The organism is Rhizobium rhizogenes NBRC 13257, assembly GCF_000696095.1.
Classification (GTDB): Bacteria; Pseudomonadota; Alphaproteobacteria; order Rhizobiales; family Rhizobiaceae; genus Rhizobium; species Rhizobium rhizogenes.
In genome coordinates, this window is sequence record NZ_BAYX01000005.1 from 44,564 (window position 1) to 61,696 (window position 17,133).

Consider the following 17,133-nt stretch of genomic DNA (forward strand, 5'->3'; position numbering starts at 1 on the left):
GACAATGTAAATATGTCAATAAAAAATAATTTGAAATAAGCGTCTTTGGTTGAGGAAAATAATTTATGTTTTATTTTCAGCTAGTTGAAAAACGCAAATAGCTATTGCACGTATTGTCATATTGACAACATTGCGAGCTGGGCTGATGAAAACATCATTCTGCGGGCTGCTTTGCCGCCTGCCGTGCTCATCCGGGGAGGACGATATGAGCAATCACAAGATTACAGGCGTATTCAGCGCGGCTGCAACGCCGCTGAATGCCGATGGCAGTCCGGATCTGGGATTGTTCACCGAACATTGCCAACGCCTCCTTGATGAGGGCTGTCATGGCGTGGCGCTTCTCGGCACGACCGGCGAAGCGAATTCATTCTCTTCACGCGAGCGCCGCGCAATCCTCGAGGCGGCGCTGAAGGCGGGAATTCCAGCCGATCGGCTGCTTCCAGGCACCGGTGTTGTGGCCATCCCGGAAACGGTGGAACTCACCAGGCATGCGCTTTCTTTTGGCGTCGCCAAGGTGGTGATGCTGCCGCCCTTCTACTACAAGGGCGTTTCCGACGACGGGCTCTTTGCCGCCTATTCGCAGGTGCTTGAAACGGTCGCTGATCCCCGCTTGCAGGTTATCCTCTATCATATTCCCCAGGTATCGGGCGTGCCGCTCTCCGTGCCGTTGATCGGCCGGCTGATCGAAGCGTTTCGCGACATCGTCGTCGGCATCAAGGAATCTGCAGGCGATTTCAATAATATGCAGGCGATCATCGCCGCCTATCCCGGCTTCTCCGTCCTCGCCGGCGCCGATCCCTTGCTGCTACCACTGCTGAAAGCCGGTGGTGCCGGCTGCATCACCGCCACGTCCAATCTCGTCGCGGATTCGCTGCGCACGGTTTATGACCATGTCCATGATGAAAAGCGTGCCGCTGACGTCGACGCGGCTCAGGCGCGCATCAACGCCTATCGCACGCTGTCCAATTCCTATGTGCAGATCCCAACGATCAAGGCGATGGTCGGGCTGAAGACCGGCAATGCGGCATGGAGGCGAACGCGGGCGCCATTGATGCCGCTCAGCGATGCGGATCATGCGGCACTTTCCGACGCCTACGCCGAGCTGCCATAAGGAGAGCGATGATGACTTTCTCGGGCTTGCAGCCGGACGCTGTGCCGGCGCTGATGACGGGCGAGATCCTTGTCAACCCTACGGAGAAGGGACGTGCGGATGCCTATCTCCCGTCTCCCTGCATTCAAAATCACGCTGCAAATCTCGCCTTTCTTCCCGATGGGACACTCACCTGCGTGTGGTTTGGCGGCACGATGGAGGGCATGGGCGACATTTCTATTTACATGTCGCGCCTTTCCCCCGGAGCAACGCGTTGGTCGACATCAGAGAGAATGTCCGACGATCCGGCCAAGTCTGAGCAGAATCCGTTGATTTTCAATGCTCCGGGCGGAGATGTCTGGCTTCTCTATACCTCACAGACCTCCGGAAATCAGGATGGGTCTGTTGTCAAATGCCGGATCTCGGCAGATGGCGGCAAGACCTTCGGCGAGGTTCGCGTGCTCTGCGATCTCCCGGGCACATTTGTTCGCCAGCCTATTATCGTGAACAGCCGCGGCGCTTGGCTGCTCCCGGTCTTTCGTTGCGTCGGATTGCCTGGCGAGCGCTGGACCGGCGATGCCGATACGGCCTGCGTGCTGATCTCACGTGACCAGGGCAAGAGCTGGGTGATGACGGCGGTGCCGGACAGTCTTGGCGCGGTTCACATGAACATCGTTGCGCTCGAGGGCGACGATCTTGTCGCTTTCTATCGCAACCGCTTTGCACAGTCCGTGCTTGCCAGCCGCTCAACGGATGGCGGTGAGAGTTGGAGCGCGCCGCAGCCGATGGACCTGCCGAACAACAATTCTTCTATCCAGGCTGTAAAATTTAAAAGTGGTGTAATCGCAATTGTTTACAATCATTCCAACGCGCTGATGTCGGATGCCAGGCGGCAGTCTCTGTATGATGAAATCGAGGGCGGAGAGGCGATCGACGCTGCACCATTGCAGACGCTTGAGCGGCGAAAGGCGGTCTGGGGTGTACCGCGTGCACCGCTCAGCCTTGCCTTCTCCAGTGATGGCGGCGCGAGCTTCCCGCGCCGGATCGATCTCGATACCGGCGACGGCTATTGCCTCAGCAACAATTCGAAGGATTCGCTCAACCGTGAATTTTCCTATCCGTCGATCGTGCAGGGGGCGGATGGTGTGGTGCATATCGCCTACACCTATTATCGCCGGGCCATCAAATATGTGCGGCTGTCGCCGGAGGCGATCGGATGAATGCCGATCGGCTTGCCGGGAGCTGGCGCTTGCCAAGCAAAGCCGTATTGTATAACAAATTTACATCTGCGTGACAGCTGGATGCTGCGGCATCCGCAGGGAGGAGTAGTCCGGTGGTCAGCTTGGATTCGCCTATTACAATCGTCCGGCCGCATCTGATTGAGTTCGGTGTCGGCACGGCGGAGCGTCTCGGCAAATGGGCGAGTGAAAAAGGCTATGGCCGCATTCTCGTGATCTCCGATGCGTTCAACGCGAAGCGCGTTGATGCTCTCGCGCTGAAAGGCAGTATCACGGTCTTTGCAGATGTGACACCGGAGCCGGACACCGCCAATCTCGACAAGGTTCTTGCGGCGGCAAATGCGGCAGATGCCGATCTCGTGGTGGGTTTCGGCGGCGGAAGCGCCATGGATCTTGCCAAGCTCGCCGCGGTTCTCGTCGGGTCGTCGCAGACCCTGCATGAGGTTGTCGGTCCGAACAAGGTCAAAGGCCCCCGCCGTGTCGCGCTGGCGCAGGTGCCGACGACCTCCGGCACCGGCAGCGAGGCCGGCATTCGCGCGCTCGTCACCGACCCCGGCACGAAAGCCAAGCTCGCTGTCGAGAGCTTGCATATGCTGGCTGACATCGCCGTCATCGATCCGGCGCTGACCTTTACGGTTCCGGCGCGTATAACGGCGGCAACTGGTGTCGACGCCATGGCCCATTGCGTCGAGGCCTTCACCAATCGCAAGGCGCATCCGATGGTCGATCTCTACGCGATCGAGGGAGCCCGGCTTGTCGGCAAATATCTGGCGCGGGCAGTCAAGGACGGTTCCGATGCCGAGGCGCGCGCCGGCCTGTCGCTCGCGTCTCTCTATGGCGGCTTCTGTCTTGGCCCGGTCAATACCGCCGGCGGCCACGCGCTGGCCTATCCGCTCGGCACGCGCTGGCATGTCGCCCATGGGGCGGCGAATGCACTGATCTTTCCGCATGTGCTCGCCTTCAATACGCCGTCCGTTCCAGAGAAGACGAGGGCCGTCATGGATGCGCTCGGTCGCGGGGCATCGGATAGTATCCAGTCGGTCTTCGATGCCGCCTATGCCTTCTGCGCGGAGCTTGGCATCGAAATGACGCTCTCCGGCCTCGGCGTCCCGAAGGATGATCTTGACGCCATGGCGGACGATGCCTTTGCCATCCGTCGGCTGCTCGATAATAATCCGCGTGATCTGTCGCGCGCCGATATTCGCTCGATCTACGAAGCCGCCTTCTGAGCGCGCCGCCGAAAGGGAATGGGACTGATGGACAGGAATGCGAAAGTCGCTGTGACCCTGGGCGATCCCGCAGGCGTCGGTCCGGAGGTGATCGTCAAGGCGCTGGCGGCGATGCCGGAGGAAGAACGCCGGGATTTCATAGTCGTCGGCAATATCGAAGCGCTTGAGCGCGCCGATCGGGTTGCTGCGACCGGGCTGGTGTTTGCACCCGCGGATATCGCTGGCCCCGGCAGGATTGCGGTCGACGAAGTGGCGCTCGGCGCGCCTTTGCCCGAGATCGGCAAGGTCAGTCCGGTCGCCGGTGACGCCTCGGTCCGCTATATCCGCCGCGCCGTCGATCTCGCCATGTCGGGCGCTGCCGACGTCATCGTCACGGCGCCGATCAACAAGGAAGCGATGAACCTCGCCGGCCATCATTTCGATGGTCATACCGGCTTGCTGGCGCATCTAACGGGTTCGAAGAGCTCGTTCATGTTGCTCGCTTCGGAGCGGTTGAACACCATTCACGTCTCGACCCATGTCTCTCTCAAGGGCGCAATCGAACGGGCAAGAACGGAGCGCGTGCTGGCGACCATCGAGGCTGGACACAATCATTTCCTGCGGCTCGGCAAGACGGCGCGCATCGCCGTTGCCGGGCTCAATCCGCATTGCGGCGAAAACGGCCTGTTCGGCACCGAGGACATGGAGTTCTTGGCGCCGGCTGTCGAGCAGGCGCAAGCGAAGGGGATCGATGTCGTCGGTCCGATTTCGGCCGATACCGTGTTTGCGCGCGCCTATAATGGCGCTTTCGACCTTGTCATCGCGCAGTATCACGATCAGGGCCATATCCCAATCAAGCTCGTCGCCTTCGAGACCGCAGTCAACGTGTCCTTGGGACTGCCGATCGATCGCGTATCCGTCGACCACGGCACGGCTTTTGACATCGCCGGAACCGGCAAAGCCAATCATGTGAACATGCTTTCGGCAATCGCCTATGCCCGGCTGATGGCCCGTTCGCCACGCCGCAAGGCTGTTTGACCTGATGCTAGCTTTCCCTTGGCAGGGCAGGCACTTGATCCATGCTGGCCTGGCTGATCAGCCAGGCCTTGAAGGCGTTCGCCACCCCATTGCTCTGGCGCCCTTCGGGCAGCACGACATAATAGCTAAATTCGGTGGCCATCGGCAGATCGAAGACCGGCACCAGCGCATCCGCACGAATCTCCTCCTCGATCAGGTGGGAAGGCAGTAATGCGACCCCCATGTCGGCGAGGGCCGCGCCGATGATCATCGAAAACTGATCGAAGCGGTTTCCGCGAAAGCCGTTGTCTGACGTCACCCCGTTGGCTTCAAGCCATTGCGACCAGAGACGTGGACGGGTGGTAAGATGGAGGAGCGGCGCATCGGCAAGATTCGCCGGGGTTTGTGCCCGCAGTTTTTCGACGACCTTCCGGCTCGCGACCGGCAGCACGAGCTCGCTGTAGAGGAAGGTCGATGTCGCCTTAGCCCAGCTCGGCTGACCATAATGGATGGCGAGGTCGAAATCCTCCTGATCGAAATCGAAGGGTTCTGAACGCGAGCCCACCGTCAATGCCAGCGAGGGATGACTGGCCAGAAAATCCGGCAGGCGCGGCATCAGCCAGCGCGCACCGAAGGTCGGAAGCGTCGCGATGGTGAGCGACTCATCCTTGTCAGCCGAAGCGACCGCCCGCATCATCAGTTGTTCCGATTGAGCAAGCAGGCGCTGCACCTCGGATAGCAGGCGTTTTCCCGGCTCGGAGAGGATGACCCGCCGGCGCACACGCTCGAACAGCAGCAGCCCGGTTTGTTCTTCAAGCGTATGGATCTGCCGGCTCACGGCACTTTGGGTGAGGTTCAGCTCCTCAGCCGCCCGGGTGAAATTGCCATGCCGTGCGGCACACTCGAAAGCCTGAAGATTGGCGATGTCCGGAACCAGGCTGCGGCGCATATTCATTCTCAAAACGCATCAACTTAGCTCAGAATGTCATGAGACAATGATTGCAACAAGCAATATTGTGCGGAAAAGGAATGAACTCGCTCGCAAGAAAGAATGCCTGTGACCACGTTGCATATTTCCCCCGATGAAATTCGCCATGCATTCTCCGCCGCTATGTCGGACATGTATCGCAAGGAAGTGCCGGCCTATGGCACGCTGATGGAGCTGGTGTCGGAGGTCAATGCGGAAACGCTGGCCGCGAACCCGAAGTTTCAGGAGCGCCTTGACGAAACGGATTCGCTGGCGCGGATCTCCGAGGAGCGGCATGGCGCCATCCGCCTCGGCACTGCCGGCGAACTTGCCATGATGCGGCGGATTTTTGCTGTGATGGGCATGTATCCGGTCGGTTACTATGATCTTTCGACTGCGGGCGTGCCGGTTCATTCGACCGCCTTTCGCCCCGTGGGGGAGGCCGCGCTCAAGCGCAATCCTTTTCGCGTCTTCACATCGCTTCTCCGGCTCGATCTGATCGTGGACGAGACGCTGCGCGCTGAGGCGGAAGCTGTTCTCGCCGGCCGGCGGATCTTCACGGAAGGCGCGATCGCGCTCGCAGAAAAGGCTGAGAAGGACGGGGGACTCGGGCAGGGCGATGCCGACCGTTTCGTTTCCGAAGTCCTCGAAACTTTCCGTTGGCATGATCGCGCCAATGTCAGTGCCGAGCTCTATCATCGCCTGCACGATGCTCACCGTCTGATCGCCGACGTCGTCTCCTTCAAGGGGCCGCATATCAATCACCTGACGCCGCGCACGCTCGACATCGATCTCGTCCAGGCCCGCATGCCGGCGCATGGCATCGTGCCGAAAGCCGTGGTCGAGGGGCCGCCGACCCGCCAATGCCCGATCCTGTTGCGTCAGACCTCGTTCAAGGCCCTCGAAGAGCCGGTGTCCTTTCGTGCGGAGGATGGTTCCTGGCAGGCCGGTTCGCACACCGCCCGCTTCGGCGAGATCGAACAGCGCGGCATCGCGCTGACCCCCAAGGGCCGCGCGCTCTATGACGCACTCCTCACCGATTCCCGCAGGATCGTTCGGCCGGCTGCCGATGGTTCGAACGCAAGGGAATATGAGGCGGCACTTGCCAAGGCCTTCGAAACTTTCCCTGACAATTGGGAGGAGATCCGCGCCGAAGAGCTCGGCTATTTCAGCTATTCGCTGACGGAAAAGGGCCGCAAGGCGGGCGGCCGCATCGATGGTGATCTCGCACAATGGATCGCCGATGGTCTGGTGCAGTTCGATCCTATCGTCTACGAGGACTTCCTGCCGGTGAGCGCAGCGGGTATCTTCCAGTCGAATCTCGGCGACGACGCGCAGCATGAATTTGCTGCCAGCCCCAATCAGCTGCATTTTGAGGCGGATCTTGGGGCGAGCGTGCTCAACGAATTCGATCATTATGCCGGCATCGAACAGGCCTCTATCGAAGCGTGCCGCCGGGCGCTGAATTGGACGGAGGCCGCGGAATAGGGGAAAACGGATGCTCGAGAGTAAGCACGTCGATGAGCTGAGACAGCTTCTTGGCGACAAGGGCATTCTGATCGAGGCCGGGGATGTCGCAGCCTACGAGACCGGTGCGCGTTACGACAAGGGTCGGACGGCAGCGGTTCTGCGCCCATGTTCGACTGAAGAGGTCTCCGCCGCGGTCGCCTATTGTGTCCGTCACAGCATTCCCATCATCCCGCAATCCGGAAATACCGGCCTTGTTTCCGGTTCCACACCGGACAGTTCAGGTCGCGAGATTGTGTTGAGCCTCGATCGGCTGACGGGGGCCTTCGCAATCGATATCGACAACCGCTCGCTGCGCGCCGGCGCGGGCTGGCGGCTTTCCGATGTCAATCGCAAGCTGGAGGAGCATGGCCTGTTCTTCCCGATCGATCTCGGCGCCGATCCCCGGCTCGGCGGGATGCTCGCGACCAATACCGGCGGATCCCGCTTTCTGAAATACGGGGACGTGCGCCGCAACACGCTCGGCCTGACGGTCGTGCTGGCCGACGAGAGCGGAACCGTGCTCGATCTGGCGAGCGATCTTCGCAAGAACAATACCGGCGTCGACTGGAAACAGATATTCATCGGCACATCGGGCGCCTTCGGCATCATTACCGAATGCGTGCTCAATCTTGAGCCGCTGCCACGCCAGACGGCGACTGCCTATCTGGTGCCGAAGAGCGATGCCGATGTCATGCCGCTCCTGCGTGCCATGGAAGAACGGCTCGGCAGCTATCTCTCCGCCTTCGAGGGCATGTCGGCAAATGCGGTATCTGCCGCTCTCGATCATGTCCCGTCCCTGCGCAATCCGTTCGAGCGCGGCGAGGTGCCGGCTTATGTCATTCTGGCGGAGGTGAGCCGAAGCTGGGCGCCACGCGAGGGCGAGCAGTCGCTCGACCAAGTGCTTGAGACGGTGCTTGCCGAGATATGGGAAAGCGAGGCGGCACCGCTTGCCGACGCCTTCGTCGGCCCGGCCCACGAGATGTGGGCGCTTCGACACGCGCTTTCGGAAGGCGTCAAGCATTCCGGCAAGCTGATTGCCTTCGACCTTTCCTTCCGTCGCGGCGACATCATGACCTTCTGCACTCATATGCGGGCCGAGATGCCGGCGCTCTTCCCCGAGATCAGGATCTGCGATTTCGGACATATCGGCGATGGCGGTGTTCACTTCAATCTCGTGGTGCCAAAGGACATCGAAATCGCGAGTGATCCGGATTTCGAGCGCCGCTTGCGCGACTTCGTCTTCAAGGTCGCCGTCGAGGATTTCGGTGGCAGCTTCAGTGCCGAACATGCGATCGGCCGCAAGAACCAGCCCTATTATGATCTCTATACGGCCGAGAAATTGCAGGACCTGGCCGGCGGCCTGAAAGTCCTCCTTTCGCCCGGTGCCCTCGGTGCCGTCCGTTTCGGATAGGCACGGTGCGTGATTTGGCGGGCGAGGCTGTTTGAGCCCGCGAACCCATTGATTTAACGGAATGCCCATAGGATCGTGCCGAAATTCTCAGTGTCTGACTCGGGAGAGGGCCGCGACGATGTTGACGCTCCGCCAGATCGAAGTGATCCGCGCGATCATGATTACCGGCACCATTGCCGGCGCGGCCAATCTGCTTGGCGTCTCGGCTCCCGGCATCAGCCGGTTGATGAAATACACCGAGGATTCGCTGAATGTGCGCCTCTTCAACCGCAGCCATGGGCGCTATGTGCCGACGCCCGAGGCGCGGCATGTTTTCGGCCTTCTCGACACCGTCTATCGCCAGGTCGAGGATCTCCAGTTCGCGGTCGATCGCCTCGGGAAGGGAGATAGCCGGCTTCTCAGCGTCGGTTCGGTTCCGAGCATCGCCAACGTCATGGTGCCGAAATCAATCGCCGGGATCAGGGATCGGTACCCGGAGCTCGATGTCGACATCAACATCCTGAAGATCGAGGAAGCCATCGACTACCTCCTTGTCGGGCGCGGCGAGGTGGTGGCGATCAGCTCGTTTCTCGAACATGCGATTGTTCATTTTGCGCCGCTGGCGACCGGGCGACTGCTTTGTATTGTGCCGGAACATAGCGAGCTCGCCGAGAAGAAGAGCATTTCTCCAGAGGAAATCGTCAAGCACACGCTGATCGGGATCGATCCGAACGATCCGTACGGGCGTGTGATGACCGAAATCTTCCGACGCCACGACCTGAACTACCGGATGAAGATCAGGGCCAGGTTCGGCACGACCGTCTGCGCACTCGTGGCAGCAGAGCTGGGCATTGCCATTATCGATCAGTTCACGGTTGCCGGCGGTGGTATACGTGGTGTCAAATGTCTTGAGATCGAAGCCGATACTACCTTTCACACCTATGCCGCATATCGCAACGATGTGGTGCTTTCGGTCTTCGCCGAAGAGTTCATCGAACTGCTGCGCATCGAGATGGAAGCGGCCGCGCGAAATTAACATCATGTTATGCATGTCGTATGCTTTGGTATTTGCAGTTATCATTGGCATCGGCCAAAATCGCTGAACGAATCCGGCAAGGGGAGATGTTTCTGCCGGGGTCGACACGATAATATGAGGAGGAGATAAGAATGAACCGGAGAAGTATGTTGTGGCTGGCGACGGCCGCCGCCATGTGGGTTGCGGTGCCGCAAGCCTCGATGGCGCAGGATGTGATCAAGTTTGCCGACGTCATCGAGCTCTCAGGCGCCGGTGCTGCTGTCGGCACCAATTGGCGCGACGGCCTGAAGCTTGCTGTCGAGGAGATCAATGCCGCTGGAGGCCTTCTCGGCCAAAAGGTCGAAGTCACGGATTACGATACCCAGACCGACCCGACCACGTCGCGCGCCATGGTGCAGAAGGCCATCGATGACGGAGCCTACGTCATCATGGGGCCGATCTATTCCGGATCCGTCAAGGTCAACATGATGGTGGCGATGCAGAATGGCGTCCCGCAGATAAGCGGCGCCGAAGCGCCCGACATCACCCGCATGAACAACCCCTATATCTTCCGGACCTCGTTCGGCGCGCAGCAATCGATGCCGAAGCTCGTCAAATATCTAGCCGAGGAGGTCAAGGCGAAGTCGGTTGCGGTTGCCTGGGTCAATGACGATTTCGGCAAGGGCGGTCGGGATTCCTTCGTCAAGGAACTGAAGAGCCGTGGCATCACGGTCGCGACTGACGTTTCCAGCGAAGTGGGCCAGGCGGATTTCGCCGCCGACGTGGTCAAGCTTAAGTCGAGCGGTGCTGACACGATCTTCGCCTATCTGCACGAGGAAGAAAGCGCCCGGCTGCTCAAGGAGCTGCAAAAGCAGGGTGTCAAATTGCCGATCTTCGGCGAAACAACGCTGATGAACCAGAAGGTCGTCGATCTTGCCGGCGATGCCGTCAATGGCGTTCGCGGTCACGTCGGCCTGATGGCTGATGCGCCGGTGCCTGGAATTCAGGAGTTCGCCAAGAAATTCCAAGCCAAATACAATTACAAGCCCGATCACAATGCCATCAAGGCCTATCTCGGCGCCTATGCGGTCAAATATGTCACGACAAAGAACGGCAAGGTCGACCGCCAGGCGCTTGCTGATACGCTGCACGGCCTGACGATCACGCCGAAGGACGAGCCCGGCATCCTGATCGAGACCTCCTGGGACGACAAGGGTGAAGTCAACCGCGACAGCTTCCTCGTCGAAGTCGAGGGTGGCAAGCAGGTCGTCGTGGCGACCATCCCCAAGCTCTGAACCGTTGTTTCCGGCATCCGGCGCTGAAGGCCGGATGCCGCCTAATCCGGAACTCCGCACATGACCACTTTTTTTCAGTTGTTGGTGTCTGGGCTGGCGACGGGCTCGATCTACGCGCTCGCGGCCATCGGCTTCACGCTTCTGTGGCAGGCCTCTCAGACCATTAATTTCGCCCAGGGCGAATTCATCATGCTGCCCGCCTTCTTCGTTCTGGCGGCCACGCACGTCTTCGGTTTGAGCTTCCCCATTGCCATCGTCGTGGCGCTCGCCTTGACGCTGCTGTTGCTCGGCTTCGGCTTCAAGCGGATCGTCGTTGACCCGCTCCTTTCACACGGCGTCCTGCCCATCGTCATCGCGACGATCGCTCTCGGGATCTTGATGAAGGAGGGCGTCAAGCAGTTCTATTCCGCCGAAGCCCAGCCGTTTCCGGCGCTATTCCCCGACACGACGCTGAATGTCTTCGGCGCGGCGGTCTCGGTCCAGGATATTGCGGTTCTCGTCATCGCGCTCGGCGCCGTATTGCTCCTGCAGTTCTTCATGAACGGCACCAAGACCGGGCGGGCGATGCAGGCGACGGCGCAGAACCCACAGGTGGCCGAAATCCTCGGCGTGCCGATCAAGCGCATGATCCTCTACACCTTCCTCATCAACGCGGCGCTGGCCCTTCTGGCTTCGATCTTGATCTCGCCCATCTATCTTGCGAAGTTTTCGAACGGTGAGACCCTCGGCCTGATCGCCTTTATCGCCGCGATTGTGGGTGGCTTCAATCAGATCAAGGGTGCGATTGCCGGCGGCCTGCTGATCGGCGTGATCGATAATCTGTCGGCAGCCTATGTCTCGGCATCCTATCGCTCGGCCATCCCGCTGATCCTTCTCATCGTCATCATCCTCGTGCGGCCGCAGGGCCTGCTCGGCAAGGCGGAGGGACGTACGATATGACCGCTGCTCGCAAGCTCATATTGATCGCCATCGGCATTCTGATCCTCGTTGCCTTGCCTTTTACGCAAAGCAATTACGGCATCCTCGTGCTCTGCTCGTGGTTGGTATTTTCCATCGCCGCCATGGGGCTCAACCTGACACTCGGCTATGCGGGGCAGGTCTCGCTGGCCCAGGCGGGCTTCATGGCAATCGGCGCCTACATCACAGCGCTGACCACCATGGCCGGCGTCCCCTGGCCTCTCGCCATGCTCGCCTCGATGCTGGCCTGCTTCATGATCGGCCTGCTGCTCGGCTATCCGGCCCTTCGCGTCCAGCACCATTTTCTGGCTTTCATCACTCTGGCGTTCAATGCTCTGGTCGTGCTGGTGCTGCGCAATGAGGAATGGCTGACCAACGGCACCTACGGTATTGCCGGCATCGCGCGGCCCGTCGTTTTCGGGTTTGCGACACAGCGTCCGATCCCGTTCTATTTCTTCGTGCTGGCGCTGTTCGTTCTGACCGCGTTCGCCCTTTACGGGATCATCCGTTCGCCGTGGGGCAGGGCTTTCAAGGCGCTGCGCGAAAATCCGGTGCGCGCCAACAGTCTCGGCGTGGACATCCGCAGGATCACCCTTCTGGCCTTTGCCATCGGTTCCGCGTTCGGCGGTCTTGCCGGCGCGCTTCTGGCCCAACTGACACAATATATCGATCCCCAATCCTTCGGCCTGGCGATTTCGCTGCGCGTGCTTCTGATGGTCATCGTCGGCGGTGCCGGTTTCTTCTTCGGCCCCATCCTCGGTGCCTTGCTGATCATCCTGGCGCCGGAGTTCTTCCGCTTCACCGAAGGCTATTATCTCATGCTCTACGCGATCCTCGTGATCGCGCTGATGATCTTCTGCCCGTCCGGCTTGTTCGGTCTCGTCGAGCGGATGAAAACCCGGTGGAAGCTTCGCCAGCAGCCCGACAAGACCACCTGGGAGGCAGCACGATGAACCCTGTTCTCTCTGTCCGAGGCGTCAGCAAACATTTCGGCGGCGTCAAAGCGGTCGAAGACGTCTCCTTCGACGTTCACCAAGGTGAAATCCTCGGCCTTATCGGTCCCAACGGCAGCGGTAAGTCGACACTCTTCAACTGCATTCTCGGCCAGTTGCTGGCTACGAAGGGCGAAGTGCTGGTCGATGGCAAGAACGTTGCGGGCAAGCGCCCGTGCGATCTCAACAAGCTCGGCGTCGGGCGTACCTTCCAGATGCTGCAGGTCTTCCCCGACATGACGGTGCTCGACAACATCATCCTGGCGGGACAGGAGCATCACGGAACCATGTTCTCGCGCCTTATCGGCAAGCCAGATGCCGGCCTCACCGAGGAAGCGAAGAAGATGATCGAGTTCTTCCGGCTCGGACACCAGACGCATGAAAAGGCGGGTTCACTCTCCTATGGGCAACAGAAGCTGCTCGATGCCGCGATGGCCTTCATGGCCGGACCGAAGCTCGTCATGCTGGACGAGCCAGCCGGTGGCGTGAACCTCACCATGCTGGCCGATCTCAAAGAGCGCCTCAAGGCCTTCAATCGGGAGCGGGGCGCCACCTTCGTGGTGATTGAGCACAACATGGAATTCGTCATGTCGCTCTGCACCCGCATCATCGTTCTGGCCAACGGCAAGATCATTGCCGAGGGCGATCCCGAAACCGTCCGCAATGACCCAGCGGTCATCGAAGCGTATCTCGGAGGTTGAACCATGCTGGAATTGAAGGATGTCTATGGCGGTTACGGCAAAATGACGATCCTGAACGGTACATCGTTCAAGATCGAGAAAGGGACCATCACGACGGTGATCGGCCCGAACGGGGCCGGCAAATCAACGGTGTTCAAGGCGATTTTCGGTCTGCTGAAGATCCGCTCCGGCAAGGTGATGCTGGATGGCGGCGATGTCACCGGCAGCCTGCCAGCCACGATGCTGCAACGGGGCGTGACCTATGTCCCTCAGGGGCGTAACCTGTTTCCGATGCTGTCGGTGCGCCACAACCTCGAAATCGGGGGGATTTCATCGTCCGATCAGGCGAAGATCAACCGCCGCATCGAAGAGGTGATGGAGCAGTTCCCGATCCTGAAGGAAAAGCAGAAGGATCAGGCGATCACCCTGTCGGGCGGCCAGCAGAAGCAGCTGGAGATCGCTCGCGCCCTGTTGCTCGATCCGAAGCTCATCCTTATCGACGAGCCCTCGATCGGGCTGTCGCCGCAGATGGTGAGCGAGACCTTCAGGACGCTGATCAGACTGCGCGACCAGGGCGTCACCATCCTGATGGTCGAGCAGAACGCCAAGGCGGCACTTGCCATGTCGGACTATGGTCTCGTGCTGGAGCAGGGGCGAACGAGAATGCATGACAAGGCCGACAAGCTGCTTTCCGACCCGCGCGTGGGGCAGCTTTTCCTTGGTGCCCATCTCGAGGAGGCCTGAATGTCCGCGGTTCCCTCGATAACGGGCAACACCCGCTTCGTTCCTCTGATCGGACATCCGGTGCGGCAGGTGAAGTCACCGGTTCCGATGAACGAGTGGTTTGCCGCGCATCATGTCGATGCGGTCATGGTTCCGGTCGATATCGAGCCGGAGCGCGTGCGTGCCTTTATCGAGAGCCTGCGCGGTGCCGGCAATTGCGCCGGATTGTCCGTCACCATGCCGCATAAGCTTGTCGCTTTTTCCGCTGTGGACGAGCTGACCCCGCGAGCCCGAAAGGCCGGGGCGGTCAATACCATCCGGCGCAATGGCGATGGCAGCTTGAGTGGGGACATGCTCGATGGGGTGGCCATGGTGCGCGCCCTGGAGCAGAATGGCACGGCCGTCAGCGGCAAAACCGTTCTGGTGGTCGGTGCCGGCGGCGCGGGTTCAGCGATCAACCATGCGCTGGCGGAAGCCGGTGCGGCCGCCATCGTCGTTATCGAGAGGGATCCGGCCAAGAGCCTAGCCGTCGTCGACCGGATACGGACAGATCATCCGGCGATTGCCGTGTTCGATCATCTTCCGGACGATCTGAAGGTGGATATCGCGATCAACGCGTCGCCGACCGGCATGTCGGTGACCGATCCTCATCCTTTCCCGCTCGATTCTCTTCCCGATTTGCAGATGGTCGCGGAAGCGGTGACCAAGCCTGAGGTAACCGACTGGCTGCGGGCGGCCGAGGCGCGCGGCATCCGCATACAGCCCGGTGCGCAAATGACGCTCGCGCAGCTCGAAGCGCAGATATCATTCTGGGGACTCAACCCCGACAAGGAGGTTTGACCACAATGAAGACGTCGATTGCGACTGTATCGATCAGCGGCGAATTACCGGAAAAGCTTGAGGCGATTGCGCGGGCGGGATTCAACGGGGTGGAAATCTTCGAGAACGATTTCCTGGCCTTCGACGGCAGTCCGGCGGATGTCGGGCGGATGGTGCGCGACCACGGGCTGGAGATCACGCTCTTCCAGCCCTTCCGCGATTTCGAGGGCATGCAGGAGCCGCTGCGGTCGCGGACCTTCGACCGGGCTGAACGCAAGTTCGATGTCATGCAGGAACTTGGCACCGATCTCGTGCTGGTCTGTTCCAATGTCTCGCCGGCTTCGCTCGGCGGCATCGACCGGGCGACCGCCGATTTCCATGAACTTGGCGAGCGCGCCGCCAAACGCGGCCTGAAGGTCGGCTACGAGGCGCTGGCCTGGGGGCGGCACATCAACGACCATCGCGACGCCTGGGAGATCGTGCGCCGCGCCGACCATCCCAATATCGGCCTGATCCTTGACAGCTTTCACACGCTGTCGAGGAAGATCGACATCAACTCGATCCGCTCCATTCCGAAGGACAAGATCTTCATCGTCCAGCTGGCGGATGCGCCGCTCATCGACATGGACCTGCTCTATTGGAGCCGGCACTTCCGCAACATGCCGGGCGAGGGCGATCTGCCGGTGACGGCCTTCGCGACCGCTGTTGCCGAGACCGGCTATGACGGCTATTTCTCGCTGGAGATCTTCAACGACCAGTTCCGTGGCGGCTCGTCGCGCTCGATCGCGGCTGATGGATATCGCTCGCTGATCTATCTTGGCGACCAGGTACGCCGCAATCCCAATGCCCGCGGCCTGAGTGTCGCGGCCATGCCTGACCGGGCTTCTGTCAAAGGTGTGGGTTTCGTGGAATTTTCCGCCGACGAGGAAGATGCGGGCGATCTCATCGGTCTCCTGCGCACGCTCGGCTTCCGCGAGGTGGCGGTGCATAGGACGAAGACGGTGAGCCTCTTTCAGCAGGGCGATATCCGTATTCTCGTCAATACCGACAGCGCCGGATTTGCCAATTCTTCCTTCGCCGTACATGGCACTTCGGCCTATGCGATGGCGCTCATCGTAGACGATGCCCAGGCTGCGCTTGCCCGGGCGGTCGCTCTCGGCGCCGAGCCCTTCGGCCAGCCGGTTGCCTCGGGCGAAGTGGAGATGCCGGCGATCCGCGGCGTGGGCGGCGGATTGATCTATCTCATCGACGACAAGGGCGATCTCGGCCATTTCGCCGAAATCGATTTTCTGGCCGTCGAGGACGACGTGGAGGTCGCGCCGGCCCATCTCCTGCATGTCGATCATATCGCCCAGACGGTTGCCTATGACGAGATGCTGACCTGGCTTCTCTTCTACAGTTCGATCTTCGAGACCCACAAGACGCCGATGGTCGACATCATCGATCCGGCCGGCGTGGTGCGCAGCCAGGTGGTGGAGAATGACGCCGGCACGTTGCGGATTACTTTGAACGGGGCAGAGAACCGCCGCACGCTGGCCGGTCACTTCATCGCAGAAAAATTCGGCTCTGGCGTACAGCACCTCGCTTTCCAGACCGACGACATCTTTAAGACGGCCGAAGCGCTGAGGAAGAACGGTTTTCAGCCTCTGCCCATCTCGCCGAATTATTACGGTGACGTCGAAGCCCGCTTCGGTCTCGATCCAGAGCTGACCGAGCGGCTGAAGGTGAAGAACATTCTCTACGACCGCGACGAGCATGGCGAATTCTTTCAGCTCTATAGCGGCACCTTCGGTGAGGGCTTCTTCTTCGAGATCGTTCAGCGCAATGACTACCGAGGATATGGCGCTCCGAACGCCATCTTCCGCATCGCTGCGCTCAAGAAGCATCTCCGGCCGGAAGGCCTTCCAAGGGAGTGAACTTGGTATCACTGTGCCCCAGTCCGGATTTCGTATGAAATCAAGCCCGAGATACCCGTAGCCGGATCATCATGTCTGCGCCAAACCGGCAGGCAGCCGTTACCTATCGTGCTGCTTGATGGTGTCGGTCTCGGCAAATATTCCACAGCGTTTCATGGATCGGATCGTGCAAGCTGGACAGGTTCCAAAAAGTTTGATAGCGAGCGTAATGTTATTACGTTACTAATGGAATTAGCCATGATGTTTAGATCAACGACGGCTGGCGACGTTGCTGCGAGGGGTATTTTGATGGCGCGGGTTTCGCGGCTTGACGCAGC

The 17,133-nt window shown here is 60.2% G+C and carries 15 protein-coding genes; 14 read left to right on the plus strand and 1 reads right to left on the minus strand.

Going from position 1 to position 17,133, the window contains the following annotated elements:
• Window positions 1–205 precede the first annotated feature (205 nt).
• The 4 genes from RRH01S_RS12185 to pdxA all read left to right on the plus strand — a co-directional run bounded on the left by RRH01S_RS12185 (window position 206) and on the right by pdxA (window position 4,574).
• The gene (locus RRH01S_RS12185) at window positions 206–1,111 is read left to right on the plus strand and encodes a dihydrodipicolinate synthase family protein (RefSeq protein ID WP_034516608.1); all 906 of its coding nucleotides are present in this window, start codon (window positions 206–208) and stop codon (window positions 1,109–1,111) included.
• 11 nt (window positions 1,112–1,122) lie between these two features.
• Entirely contained in the window at window positions 1,123–2,310 is a 1,188-nt protein-coding gene (locus RRH01S_RS12190; RefSeq protein ID WP_034516606.1) for a sialidase family protein, read from the plus strand.
• Window positions 2,311–2,423: 113 nt separating this feature from the next.
• Window positions 2,424–3,557: an iron-containing alcohol dehydrogenase gene (locus RRH01S_RS12195; RefSeq protein ID WP_034516604.1), complete on the plus strand. Its 1,134-nt coding sequence runs from the start codon at window positions 2,424–2,426 to the stop codon at window positions 3,555–3,557.
• Window positions 3,558–3,584: 27 nt separating this feature from the next.
• Window positions 3,585–4,574, plus strand: a complete 990-nt coding sequence (pdxA, locus tag RRH01S_RS12200; protein ID WP_042472168.1) for a 4-hydroxythreonine-4-phosphate dehydrogenase PdxA — start codon at window positions 3,585–3,587, stop codon at window positions 4,572–4,574.
• Between the two features lie 7 nt (window positions 4,575–4,581).
• Here the strand turns inward: pdxA and RRH01S_RS12205 are convergent, their stop codons facing one another.
• On the minus strand, window positions 4,582–5,508 hold the full coding sequence (locus tag RRH01S_RS12205) for a LysR family transcriptional regulator (RefSeq protein WP_034516601.1): 927 nt from the start codon (window positions 5,506–5,508) through the stop codon (window positions 4,582–4,584).
• A gap of 96 nt (window positions 5,509–5,604) precedes the next feature.
• Between RRH01S_RS12205 and hglS the strand changes: the two genes are divergently transcribed.
• The 10 genes from hglS (at window position 5,605) to RRH01S_RS12255 (ending at window position 16,816) form a co-directional block, all read left to right on the plus strand.
• Window positions 5,605–7,008 (plus strand): 2-oxoadipate dioxygenase/decarboxylase HglS, encoded by a 1,404-nt coding sequence (gene hglS, locus RRH01S_RS12210; protein WP_034516597.1) that lies wholly within the window; start codon window positions 5,605–5,607, stop codon window positions 7,006–7,008.
• Window positions 7,009–7,018: 10 nt separating this feature from the next.
• Window positions 7,019–8,440 (plus strand): FAD-binding oxidoreductase, encoded by a 1,422-nt coding sequence (locus RRH01S_RS12215; RefSeq protein WP_034516595.1) that lies wholly within the window; start codon window positions 7,019–7,021, stop codon window positions 8,438–8,440.
• A 118-nt stretch (window positions 8,441–8,558) separates the two neighbouring features.
• A complete protein-coding gene (locus tag RRH01S_RS12220; protein WP_034516593.1) occupies window positions 8,559–9,455 on the plus strand; it encodes a LysR family transcriptional regulator in 897 nt (298 codons plus the stop codon).
• 131 nt (window positions 9,456–9,586) lie between these two features.
• Complete coding sequence (locus RRH01S_RS12225) at window positions 9,587–10,729, plus strand: ABC transporter substrate-binding protein (protein WP_042471937.1); 1,143 nt, start codon at window positions 9,587–9,589, stop codon at window positions 10,727–10,729.
• Window positions 10,730–10,789: 60 nt separating this feature from the next.
• Complete coding sequence (locus RRH01S_RS12230; protein WP_012650221.1) at window positions 10,790–11,668, plus strand: branched-chain amino acid ABC transporter permease; 879 nt, start codon at window positions 10,790–10,792, stop codon at window positions 11,666–11,668.
• The gene (locus RRH01S_RS12235) at window positions 11,665–12,639 is read left to right on the plus strand and encodes a branched-chain amino acid ABC transporter permease (protein WP_034516592.1); all 975 of its coding nucleotides are present in this window, start codon (window positions 11,665–11,667) and stop codon (window positions 12,637–12,639) included. The genes RRH01S_RS12230 and RRH01S_RS12235 overlap by 4 nt, the downstream gene beginning before the upstream one ends.
• Window positions 12,636–13,379, plus strand: a complete 744-nt coding sequence (locus RRH01S_RS12240; protein ID WP_007691321.1) for an ABC transporter ATP-binding protein — start codon at window positions 12,636–12,638, stop codon at window positions 13,377–13,379. The genes RRH01S_RS12235 and RRH01S_RS12240 overlap by 4 nt, the downstream gene beginning before the upstream one ends.
• 3 nt (window positions 13,380–13,382) lie before the next feature.
• Window positions 13,383–14,102, plus strand: a complete 720-nt coding sequence (locus tag RRH01S_RS12245; RefSeq protein WP_007691315.1) for an ABC transporter ATP-binding protein — start codon at window positions 13,383–13,385, stop codon at window positions 14,100–14,102.
• On the plus strand, window positions 14,103–14,921 hold the full coding sequence (locus RRH01S_RS12250) for a shikimate dehydrogenase family protein (RefSeq protein ID WP_034516590.1): 819 nt from the start codon (window positions 14,103–14,105) through the stop codon (window positions 14,919–14,921). It abuts the gene before it with no gap.
• Between the two features lie 5 nt (window positions 14,922–14,926).
• Window positions 14,927–16,816, plus strand: a complete 1,890-nt coding sequence (locus tag RRH01S_RS12255) for a bifunctional sugar phosphate isomerase/epimerase/4-hydroxyphenylpyruvate dioxygenase family protein (RefSeq protein WP_034516588.1) — start codon at window positions 14,927–14,929, stop codon at window positions 16,814–16,816.
• The last annotated feature ends 317 nt before the right edge of the window (window positions 16,817–17,133 follow it).

Coding starts and splice junctions, on each gene's coding strand:
- RRH01S_RS12235 (WP_034516592.1), top strand. CDS start 11,665: ATGACCGCTGCTCGCAAGCTCATATTGATCGCCATCGGCATTCTGATC.
- RRH01S_RS12215 (WP_034516595.1), top strand. CDS start 7,019: ATGCTCGAGAGTAAGCACGTCGATGAGCTGAGACAGCTTCTTGGCGAC.
- pdxA (WP_042472168.1), top strand. CDS start 3,585: ATGGACAGGAATGCGAAAGTCGCTGTGACCCTGGGCGATCCCGCAGGC.
- RRH01S_RS12255 (WP_034516588.1), top strand. CDS start 14,927: ATGAAGACGTCGATTGCGACTGTATCGATCAGCGGCGAATTACCGGAA.
- RRH01S_RS12245 (WP_007691315.1), top strand. CDS start 13,383: ATGCTGGAATTGAAGGATGTCTATGGCGGTTACGGCAAAATGACGATC.
- RRH01S_RS12240 (WP_007691321.1), top strand. CDS start 12,636: ATGAACCCTGTTCTCTCTGTCCGAGGCGTCAGCAAACATTTCGGCGGC.
- RRH01S_RS12205 (WP_034516601.1), bottom strand. CDS start 5,508: ATGAATATGCGCCGCAGCCTGGTTCCGGACATCGCCAATCTTCAGGCT.
- RRH01S_RS12250 (WP_034516590.1), top strand. CDS start 14,103: ATGTCCGCGGTTCCCTCGATAACGGGCAACACCCGCTTCGTTCCTCTG.
- RRH01S_RS12220 (WP_034516593.1), top strand. CDS start 8,559: ATGTTGACGCTCCGCCAGATCGAAGTGATCCGCGCGATCATGATTACC.
- RRH01S_RS12190 (WP_034516606.1), top strand. CDS start 1,123: ATGACTTTCTCGGGCTTGCAGCCGGACGCTGTGCCGGCGCTGATGACG.
- RRH01S_RS12185 (WP_034516608.1), top strand. CDS start 206: ATGAGCAATCACAAGATTACAGGCGTATTCAGCGCGGCTGCAACGCCG.
- RRH01S_RS12225 (WP_042471937.1), top strand. CDS start 9,587: ATGAACCGGAGAAGTATGTTGTGGCTGGCGACGGCCGCCGCCATGTGG.
- hglS (WP_034516597.1), top strand. CDS start 5,605: ATGCCTGTGACCACGTTGCATATTTCCCCCGATGAAATTCGCCATGCA.
- RRH01S_RS12230 (WP_012650221.1), top strand. CDS start 10,790: ATGACCACTTTTTTTCAGTTGTTGGTGTCTGGGCTGGCGACGGGCTCG.